Source organism: Salinifilum ghardaiensis, from assembly GCF_054491345.1.
Genome location: NZ_CM137101.1, coordinates 3291527 through 3317296 on the forward strand (window position 1 = coordinate 3291527; position 25770 = coordinate 3317296).

Annotated in this window: 21 protein-coding genes; 9 read left to right on the forward strand and 12 right to left on the reverse strand. The window is 69.4% G+C overall.

Annotated features, from left to right (window positions below; genetic code table 11):
* The first annotated feature begins 191 nt into the window (after positions 1-191).
* The 6 genes from ACVGV0_RS14950 (at position 192) to ACVGV0_RS14975 (ending at position 9715) form a co-directional block, all read left to right on the forward strand.
* Positions 192-1739 (forward strand): TIGR02677 family protein, encoded by a 1548-nt coding sequence (locus tag ACVGV0_RS14950; RefSeq protein WP_459156297.1) that lies wholly within the window; start codon positions 192-194, stop codon positions 1737-1739.
* On the forward strand, positions 1736-2944 hold the full coding sequence (locus tag ACVGV0_RS14955) for a TIGR02678 family protein (RefSeq protein WP_459156298.1): 1209 nt from the start codon (positions 1736-1738) through the stop codon (positions 2942-2944). The genes ACVGV0_RS14950 and ACVGV0_RS14955 overlap by 4 nt, the downstream gene beginning before the upstream one ends.
* Positions 2941-7059, forward strand: coding sequence for a TIGR02680 family protein (locus tag ACVGV0_RS14960; protein ID WP_459156299.1), 4119 nt, complete (start codon positions 2941-2943; stop codon positions 7057-7059). The genes ACVGV0_RS14955 and ACVGV0_RS14960 overlap by 4 nt, the downstream gene beginning before the upstream one ends.
* The gene (locus ACVGV0_RS14965; RefSeq protein WP_459156300.1) at positions 7056-8321 is read left to right on the forward strand and encodes a TIGR02679 family protein; all 1266 of its coding nucleotides are present in this window, start codon (positions 7056-7058) and stop codon (positions 8319-8321) included. The genes ACVGV0_RS14960 and ACVGV0_RS14965 overlap by 4 nt, the downstream gene beginning before the upstream one ends.
* A gap of 198 nt (positions 8322-8519) precedes the next feature.
* Entirely contained in the window at positions 8520-8822 is a 303-nt protein-coding gene (locus ACVGV0_RS14970; RefSeq protein ID WP_459156301.1) for a transposase, read from the forward strand.
* Entirely contained in the window at positions 8819-9715 is an 897-nt protein-coding gene (locus ACVGV0_RS14975; RefSeq protein WP_459156302.1) for an IS3 family transposase, read from the forward strand. The genes ACVGV0_RS14970 and ACVGV0_RS14975 overlap by 4 nt, the downstream gene beginning before the upstream one ends.
* Before the next feature lie 28 nt (positions 9716-9743).
* Here the strand turns inward: ACVGV0_RS14975 and ACVGV0_RS14980 are convergent, their stop codons facing one another.
* Together ACVGV0_RS14980 and ACVGV0_RS14985 are read right to left on the reverse strand one after the other, a co-directional pair.
* Entirely contained in the window at positions 9744-11129 is a 1386-nt protein-coding gene (locus ACVGV0_RS14980; protein WP_459156303.1) for a BCCT family transporter, read from the reverse strand.
* Between the two features lie 266 nt (positions 11130-11395).
* On the reverse strand, positions 11396-11530 hold the full coding sequence (locus ACVGV0_RS14985; protein ID WP_459156304.1) for a hypothetical protein: 135 nt from the start codon (positions 11528-11530) through the stop codon (positions 11396-11398).
* Between the two features lie 83 nt (positions 11531-11613).
* On the opposite strand from ACVGV0_RS14985, the gene ACVGV0_RS14990 reads away from it, so the two are divergent.
* Positions 11614-12198, forward strand: a complete 585-nt coding sequence (locus ACVGV0_RS14990) for a TetR/AcrR family transcriptional regulator (RefSeq protein ID WP_459156305.1) — start codon at positions 11614-11616, stop codon at positions 12196-12198.
* A 505-nt stretch (positions 12199-12703) separates the two neighbouring features.
* On the opposite strand, the gene ACVGV0_RS14995 is transcribed toward ACVGV0_RS14990, so the two are convergent.
* From ACVGV0_RS14995 to ACVGV0_RS15005, 3 genes are all read right to left on the reverse strand, one after another.
* Positions 12704-13033 (reverse strand): FCD domain-containing protein, encoded by a 330-nt coding sequence (locus ACVGV0_RS14995; RefSeq protein WP_459156306.1) that lies wholly within the window; start codon positions 13031-13033, stop codon positions 12704-12706.
* A 324-nt stretch (positions 13034-13357) separates the two neighbouring features.
* Positions 13358-14809 (reverse strand): MFS transporter, encoded by a 1452-nt coding sequence (locus ACVGV0_RS15000; protein ID WP_459156307.1) that lies wholly within the window; start codon positions 14807-14809, stop codon positions 13358-13360.
* A 306-nt stretch (positions 14810-15115) separates the two neighbouring features.
* A complete protein-coding gene (locus ACVGV0_RS15005; RefSeq protein WP_459156308.1) occupies positions 15116-15679 on the reverse strand; it encodes a CGNR zinc finger domain-containing protein in 564 nt (187 codons plus the stop codon).
* A 79-nt stretch (positions 15680-15758) separates the two neighbouring features.
* On the opposite strand from ACVGV0_RS15005, the gene ACVGV0_RS15010 reads away from it, so the two are divergent.
* On the forward strand, positions 15759-16634 hold the full coding sequence (locus tag ACVGV0_RS15010) for an alpha/beta fold hydrolase (RefSeq protein ID WP_459156309.1): 876 nt from the start codon (positions 15759-15761) through the stop codon (positions 16632-16634).
* 80 nt (positions 16635-16714) lie between these two features.
* A complete protein-coding gene (gene merA / locus ACVGV0_RS15015; protein ID WP_459156310.1) occupies positions 16715-18136 on the forward strand; it encodes a mercury(II) reductase in 1422 nt (473 codons plus the stop codon).
* A gap of 404 nt (positions 18137-18540) precedes the next feature.
* Here the strand turns inward: merA and ACVGV0_RS15020 are convergent, their stop codons facing one another.
* The 7 genes from ACVGV0_RS15020 to ACVGV0_RS15050 all read right to left on the reverse strand — a co-directional run bounded on the left by ACVGV0_RS15020 (position 18541) and on the right by ACVGV0_RS15050 (position 25668).
* Positions 18541-18957, reverse strand: a complete 417-nt coding sequence (locus tag ACVGV0_RS15020; RefSeq protein WP_459156311.1) for a hypothetical protein — start codon at positions 18955-18957, stop codon at positions 18541-18543.
* A gap of 160 nt (positions 18958-19117) precedes the next feature.
* Positions 19118-19261, reverse strand: coding sequence for a hypothetical protein (locus ACVGV0_RS15025; protein WP_459156312.1), 144 nt, complete (start codon positions 19259-19261; stop codon positions 19118-19120).
* A gap of 65 nt (positions 19262-19326) precedes the next feature.
* Positions 19327-19806, reverse strand: coding sequence for a hypothetical protein (locus ACVGV0_RS15030; RefSeq protein WP_459156313.1), 480 nt, complete (start codon positions 19804-19806; stop codon positions 19327-19329).
* A gap of 89 nt (positions 19807-19895) precedes the next feature.
* Positions 19896-21362 (reverse strand): alanine/glycine:cation symporter family protein, encoded by a 1467-nt coding sequence (locus ACVGV0_RS15035; RefSeq protein ID WP_459156314.1) that lies wholly within the window; start codon positions 21360-21362, stop codon positions 19896-19898.
* Between the two features lie 190 nt (positions 21363-21552).
* The gene (locus tag ACVGV0_RS15040; RefSeq protein ID WP_459160020.1) at positions 21553-22965 is read right to left on the reverse strand and encodes an aldehyde dehydrogenase family protein; all 1413 of its coding nucleotides are present in this window, start codon (positions 22963-22965) and stop codon (positions 21553-21555) included.
* Positions 22966-23299: 334 nt separating this feature from the next.
* Positions 23300-24181, reverse strand: coding sequence for a 4-hydroxy-tetrahydrodipicolinate synthase (gene dapA / locus ACVGV0_RS15045; protein WP_459156315.1), 882 nt, complete (start codon positions 24179-24181; stop codon positions 23300-23302).
* Between the two features lie 101 nt (positions 24182-24282).
* Positions 24283-25668 carry a protoporphyrinogen/coproporphyrinogen oxidase gene (locus tag ACVGV0_RS15050; protein ID WP_459156316.1) on the reverse strand — a complete coding sequence of 462 codons (1386 nt, stop codon included), beginning with the start codon at positions 25666-25668 and terminating at the stop codon, positions 24283-24285.
* Positions 25669-25770 lie beyond the last annotated feature (102 nt).

The window sequence follows — 25770 nt, forward strand, 5'->3', positions numbered from 1 at the left end:
ACTGATCGTCGTCGACGCTCCTGCACCTCATCCACCGCGGACGCGCGGTCTGAGCGCACGGTTGACGTGCTCCCCGCTGTGAACGACGAGGAACACGTCAAACGACGGCCACGACCCAACCTGAGCAACGGGACTGACAGTGGCGTGTCGTAACCTCGGCGGCGACCTCACCGGAAAAGGGGGTGGCCACGGTGGACCAGGATTTCGGGACGTTCGCCCACCTCACCTCACCCAACGCAGCGCTGTACCGGCGCATCATGGGGACGTTCCTGAAGGCCAAGCGCAGGTTCACCGTGCACCTGCGGCCCGAGGACGTTCACGAGGAGCTCGACGACGGTCCCGAGGTGTCCGTGGTCGCTGACGCGCTCTCCCGACTCGTGGAGTGGGGCAACCTCCGCGCCGATCCGGACACCAGCCGGGTCACCACCGTTGAGGACTTCCACCGCGCGCGGTTCCTGTACCAGCTCACCCGGCACGGCGAGGCCACCGAGCAGGCGCTGACGACCTACGACGAGGCGCTCGGGCGACGCGGAGCGCTGCAGGCGGTGGCGCTGACCGACATCGCCACCCAGCTGCGCGCACTGCTCGCCCTCGCCGGCGAGGTGGACGCCGACCCGGCGAAGGTGCACCTGCTGCTGGACAGCCTCGTCGGCCGGTTCAGCGACCTCGCCGACAACGCGCAGGCGTTCATGGGATCGCTGCAGCGCACGATCGACCTGCACGACGCCGACGCCGACACGTTCCGCGCCTACAAGGACCGGCTGATCGATTACCTCGAACGGTTCATCAAGGATCTCGTCAGCACGGGCGCGGAGATCGCCGAGCTCGTCGACTCCCTGGAACGCGCCGGTGTGAGTCGACTGCTGGAGATCGCCGCGCGGCGCGAGGCCGAAGACGCCGCCCCCGGCGCCGCCGCGGACGGCACCGAGGAGTTCGACCCGCGTCGGGAAGCCTTCGAACGCGGTCGCGTGCTCTGGCAGGAGCGGTGGCAGGGTTTCCGAGCGTGGTTCGTCAGCGATCAACACCACCCGAGCCAGGCGAAACTGCTGCGCTCCCAGGCCCGCGCAGCGATCCCCCAGTTGTTGCAGGTGGTGGCCGCGCTCAACGAGCGCCGCGCCGGGCGGTCGGACCGAACGGCGGACTTCCGGACGCTGGCGCGCTGGTTCGCCCACGCCCCCGAGGAGCCGTCGCTGCACCGCCTGTGGCGCTCGGCGTTCGGGCTCTCGTCCGCGCGGCACCTCACCGCCGACCCGGACCAGGACGGCACCGTCGCTCCCAGCACGCCGTGGGCGAGTGCTCCCCCGCTGTCGATCAGTCCACGGCTGCGCAAGACCGGCAGCTACGAGCGACGTGGCAGGCCCAACCGGGTGCTCGACCGGTCCGAGCAACGCCGCTACCTGGCCGATCTCGCCGCCAAGGAAGCCGCCGAGACCGCGGCCGCGCGCGCCGCCCTGGCCACCCGTCACCCGACCCGGCTGTCCGACATCGGAACGTTGGAACCCGGTGCGTTCCAGCTGTTCCTCGGGCTGCTCGGTGACGCGCTGGCCGCACGCACCCCGGGCGCCGACACGGTGCGCACCGGCACCTCGGACGGCAGCATGGCGATCCGGCTGAGCGTAGTGGAAGGGGCCGGACAGGCCGAAGTCCACACCCCGCACGGCGTGTTCCGCGGTCCGGACCTGCTGGTCGAGATCACCGATCTGACCGCGCCCGACGAACCAGAGGAGCGCAACGCATGAGTGCCGTTGATGATGTGCTCGCCTCCTCGCGCGCGGGCGAGCTGCGACGCGCCGCGCGCGCTCTCCTGCGGCGGCCGCTGGTACGGGCCAGCGGCCCCGAGGCCGAGGCGTTCGTCCTGATCCGCCGGCACGCGGCCACGCTGCGCGAGTGGTTCGACCGAAACACCGGCTGGCGACTGATCGTCGAGGCGGACCTGGCTCGGCTGGTCAAGTACTCCGCCACCACCGAAGACCCGACCTATCCCGCCCGGGAGGTGCGGTCGAAAACTCCCTTCACCCGACGCCGCTACGTGCTGACCTGCCTGGCCCTGGCGACCCTGGACCGCGCCGAGGCGCAGATCACCCTCGGCCGCCTCGCCGAACAGGTCGTCCTCGGGGCCACCGATCCGGACCTGGTCGCGGCAGGGATGACCTTCACCCTCGAGGGACGTGACGAACGCAGCGACCTGGTCGCGGTGGTGCGGCTGCTGCTCGATCTCGGCGTTCTCAACCGCGTCGCCGGGGACGAGGAAGCGTTCGTCAAGGACACCGGCGACGTGCTCTACGACGTGCACCGGCGCGTGCTCGCCGGGCTGCTGTCCACCCCTCGGGGGCCCTCGACCGTCGCCGAGGCGCCCGAGACCTTCGAGGACCGGATCACGGCGCTGACCGCCGAAATGCCGGCCACCACCGACGAACTGCGCAACCAGCGGATCCGGCACCACCTGACCCGCCGGTTGCTCGACGAACCGGTGCTGTACTACGACGAGCTCGACGAGGCCCAACGCGCGTACCTGGCCGGTCAACGCGCGGCGATCACCACGCGCATCACCGAACTGACCGGTCTGGTCGCCGAGACCCGCGCCGAGGGCATCGCGATGGTCGACCCCTTCGACGACCTCACCGACGTGCGCATGCCCGAGACCGGAACCGAAGGTCACGCCACGCTGCTGCTCGCCGAACACCTCGCCCGCAGCACGGAGTCGACGGTCCCGCTGGAAGAGCTGCACCGGCACATCCGCGAGCAGGCCGACGCGCACCGGTCGTACTGGCGACGCGACACCGCCGAGCCGGGTGCCGAGGTGGGGCTGACCACCGCCGCACTGAACCGCCTGGAAGCGCTGCGACTGGTCTCCCGCGGCCCCGACTCCGTGACCGCCCTGCCCGCGCTGGCCCGCTACGCGCTGGCTGAACCGACCGTCCACACCCCACAGGAACGCCCGTGACCCGAGAACTCCCGGACCCCCAGCTGACCCGGTGGCAACCGCTGCGCGCCGGACTGATCGACCTGTTCTACTACGACTCCGAGGAGTTCTGGTTCCACGACGGCCGCCTGCTGCTGCGCGGCAACAACGGAACCGGCAAGTCCAAGGTGCTCGCGCTGACCCTGCCGTTCCTGCTCGACGGCGACCTCTCGCCGCATCGGGTCGAACCCGACGCGGATCCCAAGAAGCGGATGGACTGGAACCTGCTGCTCGGTGGCGCCCACCCCCACCCGGAACGGCTCGGCTACAGCTGGCTGGAGTTCGGCCGCCTCGACGAGCACGGCCGCGTCGACATCCGCACCCTGGGATGCGGGATGAAAGCCGTCACCGGGCGGGGCATCAGCCGCCACTGGTTCTTCGTCACCGACCAGCGCGTCGGCGACGAGCTGGACCTGGTCGACGCCACCGGCACGGCCCTGAGCAAGGACCGGCTCACCGACGCCCTCGCCGATCGCGGCACCACCTACGACCGGGCACGGGACTACCGGCGGGCCGTCGACGAGGCCCTGTTCGGGTTCGGCGCGCAGCGCTACGGGGCCCTGGTCGACCTGCTGGTCCAGCTGCGCCAGCCGCACCTGTCCAAACGTCCCGACGAGAAGACGCTGTCCAACGCGCTGACCGAGGCCCTCCCCCCGCTCGACCAGGCGGTCATCGCCGACGTCGCCGAAGCGTTCCGCAGCCTCGAGGAGGACCGCGACTCGCTGCGGTCGATGACCGAGGCGCGCGAGGCCGCGACCTCCTTCCTCACCCACTACCGCCGCTACGCCCGCATCGCCGCGCGCCGACGCGCCAGGCACCCCAGGGACGCGCAGGCCACATACGAACGCACCAACCGCGAGCTCGGCAGCGCCGAAGCCGACCACACCGCCGCGGAAGAGCAACTGGAGGCGGCGAAGGCGCGCGTGCAGGAGCTGACCGCTGAGCGCACCCAGTTGCAGGCCAAGGAGGAGGCGCTGCGCGCCAGCCCGGAAATGCGCAGCGCTCAGGAACTCGAGCGAGCATCCCAGGAAGTCCGGCGGCGCACCGACGAGGCCCAGCGCCTGGCGGGCGAGCGCGACAAGGGCAGGGATCGACTGACCACCCGCCGGGAACAGCACGCCGCGGCCGAGTCCCGGCTGGGGAACGCGCACGAGGAACTGACCACCGTCCGGCAATCCGCGACCGAACTCGCCTCGGCGGCCCGCGTCGCGGACGACCACGCCGAGCACGTCGACACACCGTTGGACGGCCAACCAGAGCTGGCCGCCGTCCGCCACGCGGCCGAACAGCTCCGCGCCCGCCAGCAGCGCGCGATCCGGCACGTCACCGGACTGATCACCGACGTCGACAACGCCGATCGAGCACTCAACGACGCCCAGCGCAAGGCCTCCGAACTCGACGCGGAAGCAGGTGACCTCGACGAGCGCGAGGAATCCGCCGACAGCGCGGTCCAGCAGCGCGGCGTCGACCTGGTCACCGCCGTGCGCGCGCATCTCGACGACGCCGCCGAGCTGCGGCTGCCGGACCCGGCGAGCACGATCGCCGAGCTCGAGCTGTGGGTGGAAACCCTCAACGGCGCGAACCCCGCCGCGGCCGCCGTGAGCGCGGCCGGCCACACCGCGACCGGCGAGCTCACCCGGGCCGACGCCGAGCTGCAGACCCGGGAACACACCTGCCAGCAGCACCGCACCGAGCTGACCGACGAGATCGACCGGCTCGAGCGCGGCGAGGACACCACCCCACCGGCTCCCCACACCAGGGGCCACACCGCGCGGGCCGACCGCGACGGCGCACCGCTGTGGCGGTTGGTGGACTTCGCCGACGAGACCACTGCTGACGATCGAGCCGATATCGAAGCCGCCCTGGAGGCCGCCGGGATCCTCGACGCCTGGGTCACCCCGAGAGGTGAGGTCCTCGCCGCGGACACCGAGGACGTCGTGGTGCGTCCCGGAACACCGGCGCGCACGTCGCTGGCCACGGTGCTGCGGCCGGCCGTCGATCGCGACGATCCCCGTGCCGCCACCGTGTCCGAGCAGACCGTCGCCGAGGTGCTCGCCGCCATCGGCCTCGCCGACAACGAGCCCGACGTCGAGTCGACGACCTGGATCAGCCGGCACGGCCGGTTCGGGGTCGGCGCGCTGGAGGGCCGCTGGAGTAAGCCGGTCGCGACTTACATCGGGCGCAGCACCCGCGAGGTCGCTCGCCGCGCCCGGCTGGCCGACCTCCGCACCGAACTGACCACGCTCGACTCGCAGCTCGCCGAGCTGGCCGACGCCCGCGCACGGCTCGCCGAGCGAACCTCGACCCTCACCGCCGAGGTGGCGAACCTGCCCGACGACGCGGCGCTGCGCGACGCTCACATGCGGGTGAGCTCGCTGGTCGCCGAACGCGAGCGCCTCACACACCGCCAGTCCGAGGCCGCCCGCGTCCTTGCCACCGCGAACGAGCAGGCCCAGAACGCACGGTCCGCGCTCACCACCGGTGCGCACGACGCCGCGCTACCGGCCGAACGCACCGCCCTGGACGAGGTGGCGGCGGCGCTGCAGGAATACCGCGCTTGCCTGGAGAGACTGTGGCCGGCGTGGCAGGCGGTCGGCGACGCCGACCGGCGGTCCGAGGAAACCGCGACCGAACTCGCCCAGGCCGAAGCGGATCAGAGCGACCTGGTCGAGCGCGCGAACGAGGCGGAACAGGCCGCCGCGGCCGCCACCGAACACCACCAGACGCTGCGCAGCACCGTCGGCGCCGCCGTCGAGGAGCTCGAACGGCAACTCGCCGAGGTCACATCCTCGCTGAGCGCCAACACCCACCAGCGGGCCGAAGCCGACCGCGCGGTGGAAAACGCCATCGACGCGCGCGGCAACGCCCAAGGCCGCCGCGAGCAGCTCCGCGCCGATCTCGCCGAGGCCACCGAGCAGCGAACCACCGCCACCGAGTCGTTTCGGCGGTTCGCCCGCACCGGGCTGCTGGCCGTCGCGCTGCCCGGGCTCGACGTGCCGGACCCCGCAACCGCCTGGGCTCCGGACCCGGCCGTGCGGCTGGCGCGCAAGGTCAACGACGAGCTCTCCGACGTCGCCGAGGACGACCACACCTGGGACCGCGCGCAGCGCAAGGTCACCGAGGAGCACAAGACGCTCACCGAGACGCTGACCCGTCAGGGCAACCGCGCCACGGCCGACCTGCTCGACGACGGCATCGTCGTCGAGGTGGAGTTCCACGGGCGCCGCACCTCCGTGCCGGATCTCGTCGACGCCCTGGAGGCCGAGGTCACCGACCGGGAGCGGCTGCTCGATGAGCGCGAGCGCGAGATCCTGGAAAACCACCTGGTCAACGAGGTGGCCAGCACGATGCAGGAGCTCATCTCCGCAGCCGAGGACCAGGTCGCGCGCATGAACGAGGAGCTGGCCGCCCGCCCGACCAGCACCGGGATGCGGTTGCGCCTCGTCTGGCGCCCCCGCCCGGACGGACCCACCGGTCTGCACGCGGCCCGCGAACGGCTCCTGCGCCAGAACCCCGACGCGTGGTCCGAGGACGACAGAGCCACCGTCGGCAACTTCCTGCAGGAACGCATCGCCGACGTCCGCGCGCGGGACGCGGCAGGCACCTGGCTGGAACAGCTCACCACGGCACTCGACTACCGCCGCTGGCACCACTTCGTCATCGAACGCCACCAGAACGGGCAGTGGAAGTCGGCGACCGGACCCGCCTCCGGCGGCGAACGGGCCCTGGCCGCCAGCGTGCCGCTGTTCGCCGCGGCCTCCTCGCACTACGCCTCGGCAGGCAACCCGCACGCGCCGCGACTGGTCACCCTCGACGAAGCGTTCGCCGGGGTCGACGACAACGCGCGAGCCAAATACCTCGGACTGCTGGCCGCCTTCGACCTCGACGTGGTCATGACCAGCGAACGCGAATGGGGCTGCTACCCCGAGGTGCCCGGACTGGCCATCGCCCAACTGTCCCGAACCGAGGGGGTCGACGCCGTGCTGGTCACCCACTGGGAGTGGAACGGCAGCGAGCGCGTCCGCCTCGAACGCCCCAGCAGGCCCGCGCCGGAAGCCCAGCAGCCTCCCACCGGGCAAGAAGGACTGTGGGCATGAGCGTCGACCACGAACGGTTGACCCGTCTGCTCGGCGGGGGCGACCTCGCGTGGCTCGTCCAGCGGGCGCGGCGGCGCATCGAGCGCGGCCAGCCCCTCACCACGTCGGTCACCCTCACCGGGGCGAGCTCCGCGCAACGAGCGGCCGTGCAACGGCTGCTCGGCCGCCGCCCCCGTCCGGGCACCACGCTCACCGTCCCGCTGGCGGCCGTCGACGAGGTCCTCCGGCAGTCCGGTGCCTGCCCCGGCGGGCTGCACGCCGCCGTCACCGCACTGACCGGGCCGGTCACCGTGCGATCAGCAGCAGCCGAACGCGAAGAACGCGGATGGCAGCGCGCCTTCGCCCCGCTGCGGGAAGCCGTGGACGGCAGGGAGGAACTCGCCGACTGGCACGAGCACCTACACTCCAGCGGACTCGTCCGCAGGCTCACCGGAACCTTCGAGCAGGCCGCACCCCTGCTCGCCGACCTCGCCGCAGTGATCAGCGCGCTCCCCACCCCCGCCGAACCCTTGGGGCACTTCGCCGCCCGGATCACCGGAAGCGCGCACGCGCTCGACGACAACCGTCCGCTCTCCACGCTCGCACTCGGCGCAGCCCGCGCCATGGCCGAGCTCCCCGACGGTTCCGGGGCGCAGTGGCGCCGCGAAGTGTGGGCGGCCGTGGGTCTCCTGCGCGACGAGCTGTCCACGACGGTGCTGACGCTCGGCCTACCCGGTGATGCCACAACTGCCACCGGACAGGCGCTGACGGCATTGCGAGCAGCTGGCCAACCAGCTGTGCTGACACTGCGCCAACTGGTCCGCGACGCTCCCCCGTGGACGGTGGGGGGACAGCAGATCTCGGTCTGCGAGAACCCCGTCGTGGTCTCCGCCGCCGCCGAGCGCCTCGGCCCGGCCTCGGCTCCCCTGGTCTGCACCAGCGGGCAGCCCGGCGCCGCCGTGATGCACCTGCTGCGTCAGCTCACCTCCTCGGCAGCGCCATTGCGCTACCACGGCGACTTCGACTGGGGCGGCCTACGCATCGGCAACGTCATGTTCGACCGGTTGCCCGTGACCCCGTGGCGCTTCGACACCGCGGCGTACGAGGCCGCCGTGGCCGAGCACTCCTCACACGAACTCGCCGGCAAGCCCGCGAAGGCCGACTGGGACGACGAGCTCAGCGCCCGGATGCAGCAGGTCGGCCAGGCTGTGGAAGAGGAACACGTCCTCGATGATTTGATCGGCGACCTGCCACTTCCCGCCCGGCACTCCGAAGGCCTCTGAGAGGCCCAGCGCTCCGCCGCAGCTTCGCCCGCCGATCTCCGCAATACGGAGGAACTCGACCCTTCACCCGGGGCTGATGAGCAATGCCTGGATTGGCCTTCCCGTCATGAGCCGGGTCCGCAGCGCCGCGGACGTACCGGATCTGCACTGAAGTTTCCCCGCTGGACCGGACACTCGTGTTGATTGGAGAGTGTCCGTGTGACCGAAGGGCAACGACGAACTCGCCGGAAGTTCTCAGCGGAGTTCAAGCGAGATGCGGTGGAGCTGGTGCTGACCGGCGGCAAGTCGGTGGCCGAAGCGGCCCGGGACCTGGGCATCTACGACTCGACCCTAGGCAACTGGGTCAAGCAGGCCCGCATCGATCACGGCCAGCAGGAGGGCTTGAGCACCGAGGAACGGGCTCGATTGAAGGAGCTGGAGCAGGAAAACGCGAAGCTGCGCATGGAGCGTGACCTGCTCAAACGAGCCACGGCCTTCTGGGTCAGGGAGTCGACCGAGTGACCCGCTACCACTTTGTCGACTCCCAGAAGGCCGACGGCTTCCCAGTAGCGGCGGCCTGCCAGGCCGCCGGGGTCTCGACCTCGGCCTACTACGATTGGCGGCGACGCCACAACAGCGAGCCAACGGCGGCCCAGCAGGCCGAGGCCGACCTGGTTGGCGAGATCCGAACAGTGCACGCCGACTCCGACGGCACCTACGGCTCACCCCGGGTGCATGCCCAGCTGCGTCACCAAGGCCGGGTGGTCAACCACAAGCGCATCGAGCGACTCATGCGCACCCACGACATCGTCGGCCTGAACCCGCGCAAACGGGTGCGCACCACAGTTCCCGCGGACCAACCGGAACCCGCCCCGGACCTGCTCAGGCGAGACTTCACACCCGGGATGCCAGATCAGCGCTGGGCCGGCGACATCACCTACATCCCCACCGACGAGGGATGGCTCTACCTGGCCGCCGTGCTCGACGTTGGATCCCGCCGGGTGCTGGGCTATGCGATGGCTGAGCACCTGCGCACCGAACTGGTCACCGACTGCCTGGACACCGCAGTCGCTACCCGCGGCGGTGACGCGGCTGGGGTGATCTTCCACAGTGACAGGGGATGTCAGTACACCAGCACCCGGTTTGCCCAGCGTTGCGCCAAGCTGGGTATCCGTCGTTCGTTGGGGCGCACCGGCATCTGCTGGGACAACGCGGTCATGGAGTCCTTTTTCGGAGCCTTGAAACGAGAACTCGTGCACCACCACCGGTTCACCACCCGCGCCCAGGCACGCCGAGCGATCTTCACCTGGATCCAGACCTGGTACAACCGCAAGAGACTGCACTCGGCTCTGGGCTATGCCAGCCCCGAGCGCTGGGAATGGCACCATGACCACCCACAACCCATGGCCGCATAACTAACCTGTCCGGCCTCCCGGGGGAACCTCACTCGGTGCGTCCCCCGTGCGAGAGGACGTCGACCACCAGCGCGCAGGAGTCGGCGGATGTGACGAAGAACAGCGTGATCACCAGGATGGCGACCACGGACAGCGCGGTGACTGCTCCCCCGCTCACGGGGAGGTTCTCGAAGAGCACGAACAGCGAGGTGTCGGTGCCGATGGAACCGTCCGCACCGACCATGGATCCGCTGGTCAGCTGGTAGAGGATCCCGGTGCTGCCGAAGACGGTGAACCACAGGATCGCGACAACCGTCGGCGCCAGCACGACGCCCAGGATGAACTCCCGGATGGTGCGGCCGCGGGAGATACGGGCGATGAACATGCCCACGAACGGCGCCCAGCTGAGGAACCACCCCTGGTTGAACAGGGTCCAGCTCAGCGTCCACCCGTCGTCGGCCCCCGCCCCGGTGACGAACATGAGCTGCGGGATCGCCTGCACGTACTCGCCGGTGTTCTGCACCACCGACTGGAGCAGGAAGACCGTCGGGCCGATCAGCAGCACGCAGATCGCCAGCACGGTCGCCAGCCCGAGGTTGGCGTTGGAGAGCCAGCGCAGCCCCTTGTGCAGGCCGGTGATCACGGAGATGGTTCCCGCCGCGGTGATCAGCACGACCAACCCCACGAGGAGAGTTCCGGAGGGTTCGAACCACCCCAGGTGGGCCAGGCCGGCCTGGATCTGCAGGACTCCCTGCCCCAGCGAGGTGGCGACGCCGAAGATGGTGCCGACGATGGCGAAGACGTCGATGGCGTGACCGACCCAGGACTCGATGAGCCTGCGCCCGAAGATCGGTTCGAGCAACCAGCGGACCGACAGGGGGCGGCCGCGGCGGAAGGACATGTAGGCCAGTCCGAGGCCGACGACGACGTAGATGCCCCAAGCGTGCAGGCCCCAGTGGAACAGGGCTTGTCCGATGGCGGCGCGTCCGGCTTCCGCCGTTCCGGCTTCGACATCGGCGATCTCCGGCGGGGACGTCATGTGGTTCAGGGGCTCGGCCACGCCCCAGAAGACCATGCCGATGCCCATGCCGGCGGAGAACAGCATGGCGAACCAGGAGAACAGCGAGAACTCCGGCCTCTCGTCATCCCGACCGAGCCGGATGGTGCCCGCTCTGGACAGCGCCACCCAGAAGGCGAAGACCAGCAGCGTCGTGACGACGAGGATGTACCACCACCCGACCGTTTCGCCGATGGCGTCGCGCAGGTCCGTGAAGGCGGTCTCGGCATCGTCGCCGTAGGCGGCTCCGTACCAGGTGGCGAAGGCCAGCGCGGTGACGATGATCAGCACGGCCGGTACGAACACCGGTTTGGCGAGGCTCCCCCACGTTCTCGCCGCGAAGTTCGACCTCGGTTCTGCTTCTGCGCGAGAAGCCACAAATACTCCTAATCTCCGGGTGCAGTGCGGCGGCAGTCGTGCGCGACCGTTCGGCGCGGTGGGTTCCCGCGGAATGCGCGAAGGCCGGTGCGGCTGCGCGCACCGCGAACGGGGCAGCAGCCTCCTCACCGGCCAGCAGTTCCCGCCCCGAGCGGGGCACGGCCCGGCGGGCTGGAACGCGCGGATCACGCGTCAGCGCGGTCGTGCCCTCCCAGCGCCTCATCGCGCAGGGGGCGGCACACGTAGACTGCCGTCCTGGCTCGTATTCAGATCAGACTCGAGGAGCGCCAGCCGCTCGTGGTGAGCACAGCAGCGCGGAACACGTGCATGAACCGGCAGGCCGCGACGTGCCGCTCGCCGACCTCGGCTGCCAGCGCCACCTCGCGAAGCGTTCCGCGCACGTGCCCGACCCACCTCCTATACCGATCTGTGCAATACGAGCGTAGACTATTTACACAGACCTGTGAAAGTCAAGGTGTTCTGCGTGGAGTATGAGGCAGCGAACATTCACGAGTTGACCCCCGGGGCGCGGCGGATCCTCGAAGCCGCTTCCGAGCTGTTCTACGCCCGCGGCATCAACGCGGTGGGCGTGGACACGATCGCCGCCGAGTCAGGCGTGACCAAGCGCACCCTCTACAACAACTTCGGCTCCAAGGACGCCCTCGTGGCCAGGTACCTGCAGAACCGCCACTCGGGGTGGTGGCGCGGCCTGGAGGAGCGCCTCGCCGTCGCCGAAGCACCGCGCGCCCTGACCTTCTTCGACGTCTACGCCGAGGACGCCCGCACCATCACGCGCGGCTGCGCGTTCCTCAACGCCGCAGCCGAGCTGTCCGTCGAACACCCGGCGCACGCCATCATCCGCTACCACAAGCAGTCCATCGAGGACCGACTCGGCGAGCTCATCGCCGAGGACGGCCCAACAGTGCACAAACCGGAACGTCTCGCCCGTCATCTCTTCCTGCTGTTGGAAGGGGCTTTCGCGCACCACGGGATCCACGGCGAGGAACTGCTCACCGAGGCGCGGGAGACGGCCCGGGACCTGCTCGCGCAGTCCCTGCAAACGTCTTGACAAGCGCGCCGGTGTTCCGCGGTCCCGCGTGCCACGACCGCCCGGTACGCACCACCTGGGCCGGCCCCGCACCGTGCCGCGCGGAAACGGCTGGAAGGCTGCGCGCAGCCCGAGGACGGGCTCGCCTCGATCAGCGGAGGAGGCAGGGGCTTCGGACGCGGTGCCACGGAGCGCTTCCCGGAACCACCTGCATCCAGCAGGGTGCACCGACGTCGACGACGTCGATCACCACTGTGCGATCACGTGAACACCTCGCGCGGCGACATCGAATCCCGGGCTTTGCCGTCCATGCGGACTTCGTCATGCCCAGGTCGGCCAGGACCGCCGTCGCTGGCCCGGTCTCGGCCGCTGTTGGCGCCACCGACGTCACGATGTTCGCGGCCTGCCCGATCCGCGACGTGCGGGCCGCGATGTCGGTGCCCATCAGCACCGGGTTCGGGACCAGCTCGAAACCCTCGTGCCCGAAGTGGTGCTCCGACGTCGTGGAAGATGGAAAACCGCATCGCTACAACTCCTCCCCGGGTGGGTCACCACCGGTGATCGGGTCCTCGGCGGACATCGTCGCCCGTTCGCCGGACCGAATGTGGTCGCGCATGGCGAATTCCGCGCCGAAACCGTCCTTCTCGCGGACGAGTTCGAGGACGCGCCGGTGTTCGGACAACGAGTCGCCGAGCCGCCCGGGACGCGTCAGCGACGCCGAGACCAGGCGGTGGTAGGCCAGCTGGTTCATCAACGTCTGGTAGCGGGCGCTGAGCCGGGTGCTGTCGGCCCCGGTGACGAGCTCGGGGCACCGGGCCAGCGTGCCGGGGGCTTGTCGACGAAGATCTCGTCGCATCCCGCCGCGGCGAGCGCGTCGTACTGGGCCTCGGGGTGTTGATCGCGGGTGGGGAACCGTCCGCAGCCGATCCGCATGAGCGAGGTCGTACCGCGAACCCCGACAGTGCGACCTCGGCGCGCACACGGATTGCGCGACAGAAGTGAACTGCGGAAACGCTGGACGAGCGGGCGTGTCTCGTGAACGTTCATTTCTGCGACAACAGGGCTGCCCGAGCGACACGGACGGGTGAACGTTGGTTCCCGTGGCTGCGCTGAGCCGCAGGACGGGGAGCCCGCGTCGGCCTGTGCGGGCTCCCCGTTCGTTGGCGGGGGTTGTGTTCGGTCAGGTTCTCGATTCGGCAGGTTCGTCCGTGGCGGCGTCGTGTGGTTCGGGCTGGGTGCTCGGTTGTGCGCTGAGCATGGTCAGGGCCAGGACCCCGGCCGCGACGAGCACGCCGGCGGCGACGGTCATCGCGGTGCTGTATCCGGTGACCAGGGCCGCCCCGACGGGAAGGCCGGTGTTCCCGGGGCTGGCGGTGATCGTGGCGGCGATGCCGGCGAGCACGGCCAGCCCGAGGGCGACGCCGATCTGCTGGGCGGAGTTGAACAGGGCCGAGGCGATGCCGGCCTTGTCCTCGTCGACGCGGTAGACCGCCGCTTGGATCAGCGCCAGGATGCCGAGTCCGAATCCGAGCCCGAGCAGGAACATGGCCGGTGCCAGGTGCGGCCAGTAGCTCGTGTCGACGGCGATGGAGGAGAACCAGAATGCGGCCAGGGCGCTGAGCAGCGCGCCGGCTCCGGCGACGACGCGCGGGGCGATCCGCAGCAGCAGCTTCGGGGCGCTTGCGGTGCCGAGCACGAGTCCGGCGGCGAACGGCAACCATGCCGCACCGGTCTGCATCGGGGTGAACTGCTGCACCTTCTGCATGTAGAGGGTGATGATGTAGAGCGTGCCCATGGGTCCGATGGCCAGCAGCAACACGCTGGCGTAGGCGCCGGTGCGGTTGCGGTTCCGGAACAGGCTCAGCGGGATCAGCGGGCTGCGGCTGCGGGCTTGGGTGGCGATGAACACGGCGAGGAGCGCGGCCGCCACACCGACCAGCGTGAGGGCGAGCGGGTCGGTGAACCCGTCCTCGCCGAAGCGCGTGATGGCGTAGATGAGGGCGATCATCCCGCCCGTGCCGAGGACCGCGCCGCCGATGCCGAGTTGGCCCCGGTTGCGCTCGGCGGCGATGAGGGTGCGGCTGCCGAGCAGCACGAGCAGCCCGATCGGGACGTTGATGAAGAACACCCAGCGCCAGCCGAGGGTGCTGGTCAGCATGCCGCCGAGCAGCAGACCGACCACGATGCCGAGCCCGGACATCGCTCCGTAGAGCGACAACGCGGTATCCCGGGCCTTGCGCTCGGCGAAGGTCGTGGCGATCAGCGCCAGGGCGTTCGGCGAGGACAGCGCCGCCCCCAGGCCCTGCACCGCGCGGGCGGCGATGAGCATCATCGTGTTCTGGCCCAAACCGCCGGCCAGGGAGGCGAGCACGAAGATCGCGATGCCCACCTGCAGGGTGCGGCGCTGTCCCCACAGGTCCCCGATTCGGCCACCGAGCAGCAGCAGGGCGCCGAAGGCGAGGATGTAGGCGTTGACGATCCAGGGCAGGTGCACCGCATCCACGCCCAGCGCCTGCTGGATGCTCGGCAGCGCGATGTTCACGATCGAGTCGTCCAACACCAGTATCAACTGCGCGGTGGCGATCACCAGCAGCGGGACCAGCCCGCCTCGCGGCGTTGTCCTCGTTGTCACACCGTCTCCTTCGTCTCTCCGGGACGTCTGATTTGGGATAATACCCCTAGGGGGTAGGGGTACCTGCAAACGATGTCCGCGTCAATGCGGCGAGGCGAGGAGCACGGTTGGCGACGGCGACACTCAGCCGCAGGACAGGAAGCGACCGGGAAACCCGCCACCGTGTTTGATGGCTCCTGGCCGGAAGATCCTGATAGCCCCGCAGCATGCGGCAGAGGGAGGCGCGCGTCTGCGTGCCGCCGGCAGCGACAGGTCGTCGATCGCCCGCACGCCCGGGTGGAACGGACTACCCCCCGGAGGTTTCGGCTATCCGGTCTTGTGGCGCTGGTAGTGCCGGGCGACGCGGGCCCGGTTGCCGCAACGGGCGGCTGAGCACCAGCGCCGCCGCGAGTGAGCTGGCAGAAAGAGCAGCACGCAGTCGTCGGCCGCGCACTCGCGGATCGTGGTAACCGCTGGATCGGACAGCAGATCGGCCGCGGCTTCGGCGAGCCAGCCCACGAGGCGCGTTCCGGGGGCACCGATGCGCCGCCGCGTGGCAGTGGTGGTCGACCCGTTCCAGCTCAGTTCGCTGAGGAGGGGCGCGGCGCCTTGAGCGTGGTTGAGCGCTGCGAGGTCGGCCTCGGCAGGACGTTCGCCCCGGCGCACGCGGGCGAGAGCGTCGGCCGCGTGTTCGCGGATCGCTCGGACCTCCGCCACGTCCTCCTCGGCGAGCTGCGCGAGCACCTCGCGCACCTCCGGGAACCGATCACCTTGAAGCCTGAGCCAGGCACGCAGCTCGTCGAGCGTGGTGAGCAGGTCACCCGTGACCGGACGGGTGTTGACCAGGTCCAACGCCAGCGGCTCGCCGACGAGCGGGGCTCCATCACTCATGGGCTAATGCTACCTCAACGCTTGACGCATTAGCACTGCGTCACGTACTAATGCATCAAATACCGAAGAAGGGATTAGCATGACGCTCGATCAGATCACGCGCACCGCTCACCGGCACGTCGACGTCGGCGGTGTCCGCGTCTTCTACCGCGAGTCACTGCCCGACAGGGCGGAGGCACCCGTGCTGCTGCTCCTGCACGGCTTCCCGTCGGCCTCGCACCAGTTCCGCCGCCTCATCGACGTCCTCGGCAGTCGCTACCGGATGATCGCCCCGGACCTGCCCGGATTCGGCCACACCGAGACCCCGGACGACTTCACCTTCTCCTTCGACCGGCTTGCCGACGTCACCGAAGGCTTCGTCCAGCGGCTCGGACTGGACCGGTTCGTCATGTACGTCTTCGACTACGGCGCCCCCACCGGTTTTCGCCTCGCCGAACGCCATCCCGAGTGGATCACGGGATTGGTCGTGCAGAACGGCAACGCCTACGAGGACGGGCTCTCCGAGTTCGCCCGCGACGTGCTCACCCAACACCCCGACACCCCCGGTGCCGAGGACACCCTCCGGGACCTGCTCACCCTGGCCACCACCCGCGGCCAGTACGAGACCGGCGTAGCCGAGCCCGAACGCATCGCCCCGGACGGCTGGATCCTGGACCAGTACTTCCTCGACAAACCGGAGCGCCAGCAAGCACAGCTGGCGCTGCTCTTCGACTACCACTCCAACATCGAGCGCTACGACCGCTGGCAGGCCTGGCTGCGCAAGCACGCCCCGCCCACGCTCATCACCTGGGGCAGCAACGACCCGTTCTTCCCCGAACCCGGTGGCCGGGCCTACCTGCGCGACCTGCCCGAGGCCGAACTCCACCTCTTCGACACCGGCCACTTCGCCCTCGAAGACCACCTGGGGCAGATCGCGCCGCTCATCGCCGACTTCCTCGAGCGCACCTGGCGGTAGTCGCGTCCAGCCGCTCGGCGGACCACTCCTCACCAGGCCGACAGCCCGGCCTGACCACCACCTCTTCCTCGGAGACCGTGATGCACAGCAACAGTCACACCCAGACCTACGACCTGGCGGTCATCGGAGCCGGATCAGCGGCCAAAGCCGCAGCGACGGAGGCGCGACGGCGCGGCAAGTCGGTCGTCATGGTGGAGCGAGCCGATCCCGGAGGCACCTGCCTCAACGTCGGATGCATCCCGTCGAAGGGCCTGCTCGCCGCGGCTGAGGCGCGGGAAACGGCCCGGAACAGCGGCTTTCCCGGTATCCCCACGTCAGCCGGACCTGCGGACCTGTCGCTACTGGTCGAAGCCAAGGACGAGTTCCTCCGCGAACGGCGCGAGGAGGATCACGTCAAAGGAACCGAGCAGGCAGGGATCGTGCTCCTGCGCGGCACGGCGTCGTTCTCCCCCTCCGGGCAGGAACGCCCCGCGCTGATCGTCACCGGACAGGACGGTGAGCAGACAGAGCTGTCTGCCGAGCACGTCCTCATCGGCACCGGTGCCCAGCCGCTGATCCCGGACATCCCCGGCCTCGGCGACGTCGACTGCCTGACCTCCGCAAGCGCCATGTCACTGGACCGGGTTCCCGAGTCCCTGCTCGTGATCGGCGGGAATGCGATCGGTCTGGAGCAAGCCCAGTTGTTCGCCCGCCTGGGAGCCAGAACCACCGTCGTGGAACTGGCCCCGCGCATCGCCCCGTTCGAGGACCCGTCCATCTCCGCGGCCCTGCAGCAGGCGCTGGCCGAGGAAGGGATCGAGTTCCTGACCAGCACGACGCTGACCGACGTGCAGCCGACCGGGACAGGGGTCCTCGCGAGGCTGACGGCCGACGGCGGCGCGACAAAGGTTCCTGCGGAGAAGATCCTGATCGCTACCGGACGACGCCCGGTCACCGACGGACTGAACCTCACAGCTGTCGACGTGGAAGTGGGCCCGCGGGGCGAGATCCCCGTTGACGAGCACCTGCGCACCGCCCATCCGCGGATCTGGGCAGCGGGAGACGTCACCGGCCAGCGGCAGTTCGTCTACGTGGCCGGCGCCCAGGGCCTCGCGGCCGCGTCCAACATCTTCGGTGACAGCCCCCAGGCGCTGGACTACACCGCTGTACCCCGCGTGACCTTCACCTCGCCCGCCGTCGCATCGGTCGGCCTGACGCCGCACGAAGCGGAGGCCGCAGGCCAGCCGTACGAGACGCGCGAGTTGCCACTGGCCTTCGTGCCCCGCGCAATGGTCAATCAGCGCACCAGTGGCCTGCTGAAGTTGGTGTCCGAGCCCGAAGCGGGGCGGATCCTGGGCGTGCACATGGTCGGCGCCGAAGCGGGGGAGGTCATCACCGCGGCTACGTACCTGCTCTCGACGGGCTTCACCGTCGAGGGACTGGCCGGCACGTGGGCCCCGTTCCTCACGATGGCCGAGTCGCTGCGGATCACTGCGCAGGCGCAGACGGTTGCGCGAGAGTGACTGCGCAAGCACGACAACCGCCCGTGCGCGTGGAGCTATTGTCAAGACCTGTGGATCGAGATCTTCAGGCGGTTTCGAAGGCGGTCACGGCCTCACGAGCGTGGCGTTCGTCCCCGGCGTTGTAGATCTCGGCCAGGGCCTTCTTCGCGCCGGTGGAGCGGATTTCGGCTTCGTGACCACCGTCGACGACAGGCCCTTCGCCGAGCCGAGGAACTCACCCCAGCGTGCACGACATCCCCCGACGACGATCCATGCAGATACAGCAGCAGCACCTCGCTGATCTTGGGGGACTTGCGGGCCACGGCGGCAGGATCGCCGAGGCGAACCGCTGACGCTGCCCGCAGCGGGGTCGATGCGCTTGTCGTTGACCCGCAGGGCCGTGACCTCAACTGCGCCGGAGCTGGTCATGACCTCCCGCGGCTGGTGCGAGCCGTTGCGCACCACCAGGTGATGCCCGTGCTCATCACGCTCGCCCGAGTGCTCTGCTGTGGAGAGGCATCGACCTCGGCCTGCAGCGCCTCGGCCAGCCTCCGCCGAGCACCCTCCCGGGCGATCTCATCGAGCAACGACGAACCACCCGCCGGACGGTCATCACCTTCTGCCGGATCAGGGACTACGCCGAGCATGGGTGGCACCTTCCCGACCGACGCGGCAACGTCGGCCTTGCTTGGAACCTTCATCCGATCATCGGGAAGGTACGCCCCTTCCCAGCCGATCCACAGGTTTCGAGCATTGCCCAGGTTGAACCCGGTTGAGTACGAGACAATCACGACCCCCGCTGCCGGTCTGACGACGAAAGAAGCTGTCACCAAACCCTGCATCAACCCCGGCCTCCGAAACATGGGTGGCCCGGGGTTGCCGCTCTGAGCCACTGGAAACGTGATGCCTACTATGCGCGTTGACCAGCAGGGCTGGTGATCACACGTAGTGGTGGTGATCACACGTAGTGGTTTCGAATTCTGACCTATCTCCGCGCGGGGGTCACAACCCGAAGAAGTGGGCAACGACCTTCGCTGCGGCCTTGAGCTTGTCCCAGACCCAGCCGGCCGCTTCCTTGATCCTGTCCCAGATCCACTCGATCTTCTGGATCAGCCACGTGATTGCCGTCTTCAGGAAGTTCGTCACTTCATTGACGACAGCGACGTAGGCCTGGGCGATCTGCTGCAGGACCCGCCTCTCGTGCGGGTGCTTCAGGCCGCGTTCCTTGAGGGGTCCCAGAACGCGTGGTTGGACGCCACCAGCGCCTTGTCTGTCGCTTCTTCCTTCTCGTTGCAGTCCTTGAGCCACTGGGCGGAGGCCTCGTCGAGGTTTTTGCAGCTCTTGATCTTGTCCGCGTCGTTCTGGACTTGACTGTCCATGTGCACCACGGTCCCGTGGATCTTGGCGCCGGCATCCTTGGCGAGCTTCGCGCCCGGGTGCTCGGGATGCGGCAGCGGTTTCGCGGTCGCTGCATGCAGCTTCGTCAACGCGTAGTCCAGATCGTCGTCGACGTTGGACAGCGAACCGAACGGTTCCGGAGCTTCGTCGGGACGGGCCGTGTTGAGCGCGGCAAAGCTCTCCTTGTCGTTCAGCAGGGCATGCAGCACGTTGAAGTCCGCTTCGTAGGACTCGACGAAGGCGTTCCAGACTTCATCGGAGATGGTCGATTCCGCAGTGGTGGTGATGTCCACCTTCCTACTAGGTGGTGGAGCGCTCCCGCTGCAGCGGACAGTCGAGCGTAGTGATCGAGCGGTGCGTCCCGGGTTCGGCGGAGTCGGTGTCACGCCTCCGGTTTCCCGGAGCCGGAGGCCTTCGCCGCTTCGGCGCCCTCGCTCTCCCAGTAGTCCGCTCCGCGGATGCCGAGCCGGTGCGGGTCGAACACGGGGTCGAGACCGGTCCGCCGCTGGTGGTCATAGTCCTTGATCACCTTGCGGACCACCGGGGTCAGCAGGAGGACGCTGATCATGTTCATCCAGCCGATGAGGCCGTAGCCGATGTCCCCGGCATCCCAGATGGCGTCGGCGTTGATCACGGTGCCGATGAAGGAGATCGCCAGCGCGCCGGCCTTCAGCACGGACTCGAGCAGCTGGTTGCGCCGCTCGCCGAGCAGGAACACCAGGTTGGTGGAGGCGACGTAGAAGAAGAACACCTGCGACGTGAAGGCGAACAGCAGCACCGCCACGGCGACGAAGAACGACCCCCACCCCGGTAGGCTGGTGTCGATCGCGGCCTGCACGAAGTTCGGACCGGCGACCGCGCCCGGGACGTTGTTCACGATGAAGCCGTCAGCGGCGTCCTTCACGTGGTACGCGCCGGTGATGACGATCGTCAGGCCGGTCGCCATGCAGATCATCAGGATGTCGATGTAGATGCTGCACGCCTGGATGAGCCCCTGCTTGCCCGGGTGCGTGACGCGCGCGGCGGCAGCGGCGAAGGTCCCCTCGCCCAGGCCGGGCACAGCGGCGAACATCGCCCGGCGCACGCCCCAGGCCACCGCGTAACCGACCATGCCGCCGAACAGTTGGTTGGTGCCCATCGCGCTGGACACGATGAGCATGAACGCCTGCGGCACCTTCTCCAGGTTCAGGGCGATGATCACGGCCGCGGTGAGGATGTAGCCCAGGGACATGAAGGGGACGATCGCCTGGGCCACGTGCACGATCCGGCGGGTGCCGCCCACGATGACGAGCGCGAGCGTCCCGGTGACGAGGAGTCCCGTCATCCACCCGTCGACGCCGAAGGCCTCCTGGGCGCTGGAGGCGATGTTGTTCGACTGGATGCCGGGGAAGACGAACCCGTAGCCGATCAGCGTCGTCACCGCCATGACCACGGCCAGCCGGGGTGCGCGCAGGCCGTGCTTGATGTAGTACGGCATGCCGCCGCGGATCTCGCCCCGGATCCGGCGTTTGTAGACCTGGGCCAGCACGGCCTCGCCGTAGGCGCAGGTGGATCCCAGCAGGGCGGTGATCGCCATCCACATGATGGCACCGGGGCCGCCGGAGGCCACGGCCGTGGCAACGCCCGCGATGCTGCCGACGCCGACCCGGCTCGACATGGTCAACGCCAGGGTCTGGAACGAGGACAGCCCTCCGTCGCCGGACTCGCTCGACCGGAGCTGCTTGATCATCTCCGGAAGGCGGCGGAACTGGACCCCTTTGGTGAGCAGTGTGAAGAACACGCCCATCCCCAGGGCGAAGTATGCCATCGGGTTCCAGATCCACCCGCTGATGGTGGACAGCATTTCCATATCGAGATCTCCAGCGGTGCGGTGCGGGCGGCGGTGCAGCGGCAGCTCGACGACGCGCGTCGGTGCTCGTGCCGCGGAGGTCGACGGCAGCTCGGTGCCGGGCCGGCTGGTCGGTGGTCATCGATCCGTCGAGCGGCTCGCGATGTACGAGCCCGCGACGAGGGCGGCGTTCGCCGCTACCGGTCTGGGCTCAGCGCGTGTGGTTGTGCATGATGTGTTTGGTGCGGGAGTAGTCGTCGAGGGCGTAGATGGATAGGTCGCGGCCGTAGCCGGAGCTTTTGAAGCCGCCCCAGGGCAGTTCGCTGGCCAGGGCCAGGTGGGAGTTGACCCAGACGGTGCCGGCGTCGATGCGGGCGGCGAGGTCGTGGCTGCGGCGGGCGTCGTTGGTCCAGACGGAGGCGGCCAGCCCGTAGGGCACGTCGTTGGCGCGGCGGAGGGCTTCGTCTTCGGTGTGGAAGGTTTCGATGGTGACGACGGGGCCGAAGACTTCCTCGCGGGTGATCTCGGCGCCGTCGGGGACGTCGACCAGCACCGTCGGAGCGATGAAGTAGCCCGGCCCGTCGAGCGGGCCGCCGCCGATGACCGGGCGGGCGCCGTCCTGGTGGGCGCGGTCGAGGTAGCCGAGCACGCGCTGGTAGTGCTCCTGCGAGACCACGGGGCCGAGTTCGACCCCGGTACCGGCGTGGGGTTCGCCGACGGTCAGGGTGCTGACCTCGCGGACGAGGTGGTCGGTGAACGACTCGGCCACGGATTCGTGCACGAGCACGCGGCAGCCGGCGCCGCATTCCTGCCCGGAGTTCCAGTATCCGGCCGCGCGCATGGTCGAGGCCGCGGCGGCGAGGTCGGCGTCGGCGCAGACCACCACGGGGGCCTTGCCGCCGAGTTCGAGGTGCACGCGCTTGAGCCCGTCGGCGGCGTTGCGGGCCACCGCCCGACCGCTGCCCATCGAGCCGGTCAGCGCGATCATGTCCACCTGTGGGTGTTCGGACAGCCGGTTGCCGACCACGTCGCCGTAGCCGGTGACGACGTTGAGCACCCCGGCCGGGAGCAGGTCGGCGACGAGTTCGGCGAACTTCAGCGTCGTCAGCGGGGTGTGCTCGGAGGGTTTGACCACGCAGGTGTTGCCGGCGGCGAGGATCGGGGCGATCTTCCAGGCGGCCATCATCAGCGGGTAGTTCCACGGGGTGACCACGCCGACGACGCCGAGCGGTTCGCGCTGGATCACCGACATATGGTCGTCGACGTAGTCCCCACCGGCCATGGACGTGGTCGCGCGCGCCGCGCCGGCCATGAAGCGGAAGGAGTCGAGGGTGCCGGCGAGGTCATCGCGGGCGACCTGCAGCGGTTTGCCGGTGTTGGCGGCCTCGAGGTGCACGAGCAGGTCGGTGTGCTCGCCCACCCGGTCGGCGATCGCGTGCAGCAGGTCCGAACGGTCCTTGGCCACCCGCGCGGCCCACGCCGGCTGGGCCGCCACCGCCGCGGCCACCGCCCGATCCACATCGGAGGCCGTGCCCGCAGGCACACCGCACAACACCTCCTCCGAACACGGATCAACCACCTCGATCACGCGGTCCGACGAGGCCTCCACGAACTCCCCGCCCACGAAAAGCCGGGACGGGGGAAGATCCGCGCTCGCCGACCACGATTGCGCATCGGTGGCTCGGCGGACAGCGGCGGTCGTGGATTCAGCTGAGGTGCTCATGGGAATGCTTCCTCCATCGTTGCGTCATTTCAGGAGCAGGCCCGTGCGGTTCGGGTGGAAGCGTTGATTCGGCGGGATGCACCGGCGCAGGACCACCGGTGCTGCGCGGTTGCGGCTGCGCTGCACCGGTGCTGCGCCCGCAGTTCGCTTTCCGGGTACGGGCCGGATCGGTGCGCGGATCCGCCCGGGCGTTCGCGCCGCGGTTTTTCCGCGGTGCGGGTGGTCGTGCGGACGGTCAGTCCAACTTCGCGATCAGCGACGAGATGGTCTCGGCCGGCGCGGGATCGGTTTCGAGCAACGGGCTGCGGGGTTTTCCGGCGGGGAATCCGGTTGCGTTCAACGCGGTCTTGACGGCGGGGATGAACGGGGCGGACATCATCGCGTCCATCAACGGGTAGATCCGGGACCACTCGGCGCGGGCGCGGTCGAATTCCCCGGCGCGAACCGCCCGGTGGATGGAGACCAGCTCGGCCGGGATCGCGTTCGCCGTACCGGCCATGACGCCGGCCGCGCCCTCGGTGAGCGCGGAGAGCAGGAAGCTGTCCCAGCCGACGAAGGTCGAGATGACGTCGCCGTGGTGGTGGATGAGCTGCCCCACCTGCGTCATGTCGGCGCTGGTGTCCTTGATGTAGCGGATGTTGTCGACCTCGCGGGCGAGCTGCCCGACCACCTCGGGCGTGAGGTTGACACCGGTCGCACCGGGGAGGTTGTAGAGCATGACCGGCAGGTCGACGCTCTCGGCCACCGTGCGCAGGTAGCGGCGGGTTTCGTCGAGCGTGAGCGGTTCGTAGTACGGCGTGACCAGCATCAGGACCGAGGTGCCGACGTCCTGCGCGTGCCGCGACAGCTCGATCGCCTCCGCCGTGCTCACTGCGCCCGTCTGCGCGACGACCGGCACGCGCCCGGCCGCCTGCTCGACCACCGTCTCCACGACCAGGCGCCGTTCCGCGCCGCTCATCGCGGCGAACTCCCCGGTGGAACCGCAGGCGACGACACCGTCGACGCCGCCGTCGATGGTGCGGTCGACCAGGCGCCGCACGTTGCCCACGTCGATCTGCTCATCGTTCGTGAACGGTGTGGCCAGCGCGGTGAGAACACCGCTCAATTCCGGATTCATCAGGATCTCCCCTCGGGATGCGGTGCGGTCCGAACCGATCGACCGGTGTCGGACGGTGGTGTCTGGGTTTCGAATTCGGGCGGAGGACTGCTCGACGGGCACTACTCGGCGGGCACGGGCGGGGGCTCGGTGCGGCCGCCCTGCCGTTCGGTGGCCAGCAGGCTCTGGATCTCCCGGGCCGCGGAAAGCCCTGTCTGGACCGCTGTTTCCGAGTAGAACGTCCCGAGGTAGTCGCCGGCGAGGAACACGCGGCTGCTGCGCCGGGACAACGCCGGTTGCAGCTTTCCGCGGCCGGGGAAGCAGTAGGGCGCGCCGGTGGGCCAGCGCTGCACTTGTGCCTCGACGACCTTGCCGGCGGAGCCGGGGAGCACCTCGTCGAGGTCGTCGAGGTAGGTCTTGAGGATCTCGTCGTCGTCGCGTTCGAGGAGCTCGCGCGCCAGACTGCCCGGTGAGAAGGTCATGATGCTGCTGCCGGGCCGTCGTTCCACCTCTCCCGCCCGCGCGACGTTGGACATGTTCAACGCGATGTTGAACGAGCGCTTCGGCGTGGCGATGCCGTACGCGTCGTCCCAGACCTGGCGTTCGGTCTCGCCGGTGAGGAACGCCGCGCTCACGTACGGCCCGTAGACCACCTTCGACAGCGCCTCGCGCACGTCGGGGTCGAGGTCGACCGCGATCCGGTGCCCGACGGTCGCGGGGGTGGCCAGCACGACGCTCTTCGCCTCGACTTCCTTGTCGACCCCGTCCTGCCGGTAGCGGACGACGACCGAATCCTGCTTGTGCACGATCTCGTCGACGGCCGAGTTCAACTCGACGCGGTCGGACAGGGCCGCGGCGATGCCTTCGGTGAGCGTGGCGGGCCCGCCGAGGATGTTCTGCGAAAGGCCACCGCCGATGTTCCACACCAAGCTGAAGTAACCGACCCCGGCTCCGGCGGAGATCTCGGCGATGTCCGCGGAGGAGCGGGTCACGGTCGGTTTGAACAGAGCCTCGGCGTCTTCGGGCAGTTCCCCGATGAAATCGGAGAAACTGCGATCGTTGAGGAATTCGTAGATCCGCTGCTGCCGGGCCGCCGCGTCCTCACCGGTCCGCGGCCGGACCACCCGCGAGTAGCGGGCGACGGCCAGAGCGACTTTGATCCCCGTCTTGAGCACGCCGAGGCGGGCCGACCACGTCATCGGGATCCGGAACGGATAGCTCTCCACCCGGCTGTTCAGCAGCAGTTTGCCGTTCATCGCCAACCCGGCCAGCGACCCCGGCACTTCCACGGCATCGGTACCGGTTTCGCCGAGCAGCCGGGCGGTCGCCGAATCGCCGCCGGCGAAGACGTGCCCGCCCCAGTTGAGCCAGTACGGTCCACGGCGTTCCGAGCGGATGCGTCCGCCGACCCGCCCTTCTGATTCGAGCAGGAGCGAGTTCCAGTTCCGCAGTCGCCACGCGGCCGACAGCCCGGCGATTCCGCCACCTACGACGACGACGTCTTTCATCGAAAACAGCCTTCCTGGAAATCCTGCGAACGCCCCGCCGCACCAGGGCGAGGCACCGATCACCGGACGCGACGGTCTGCGGACCTCGCGCGATGGCGGACG

Bases quoted from the DNA above. Each gene is read 5' to 3' on its own strand.
- ACVGV0_RS14955 (WP_459156298.1), top strand. From the start codon at position 1,736: ATGAGTGCCGTTGATGATGTGCTCGCCTCCTCGCGCGCGGGCGAGCTG.
- ACVGV0_RS14965 (WP_459156300.1), top strand. From the start codon at position 7,056: ATGAGCGTCGACCACGAACGGTTGACCCGTCTGCTCGGCGGGGGCGAC.
- ACVGV0_RS14995 (WP_459156306.1), bottom strand. From the start codon at position 13,033: ATGCGACGAGATCTTCGTCGACAAGCCCCCGGCACGCTGGCCCGGTGC.
- ACVGV0_RS15005 (WP_459156308.1), bottom strand. From the start codon at position 15,679: ATGAGTGATGGAGCCCCGCTCGTCGGCGAGCCGCTGGCGTTGGACCTG.
- ACVGV0_RS15010 (WP_459156309.1), top strand. From the start codon at position 15,759: ATGACGCTCGATCAGATCACGCGCACCGCTCACCGGCACGTCGACGTC.
- merA (WP_459156310.1), top strand. From the start codon at position 16,715: ATGCACAGCAACAGTCACACCCAGACCTACGACCTGGCGGTCATCGGA.
- ACVGV0_RS15020 (WP_459156311.1), bottom strand. From the start codon at position 18,957: ATGCAGGGTTTGGTGACAGCTTCTTTCGTCGTCAGACCGGCAGCGGGG.
- ACVGV0_RS15035 (WP_459156314.1), bottom strand. From the start codon at position 21,362: ATGGAAATGCTGTCCACCATCAGCGGGTGGATCTGGAACCCGATGGCA.
- dapA (WP_459156315.1), bottom strand. From the start codon at position 24,181: ATGAATCCGGAATTGAGCGGTGTTCTCACCGCGCTGGCCACACCGTTC.
- ACVGV0_RS15050 (WP_459156316.1), bottom strand. From the start codon at position 25,668: ATGAAAGACGTCGTCGTCGTAGGTGGCGGAATCGCCGGGCTGTCGGCC.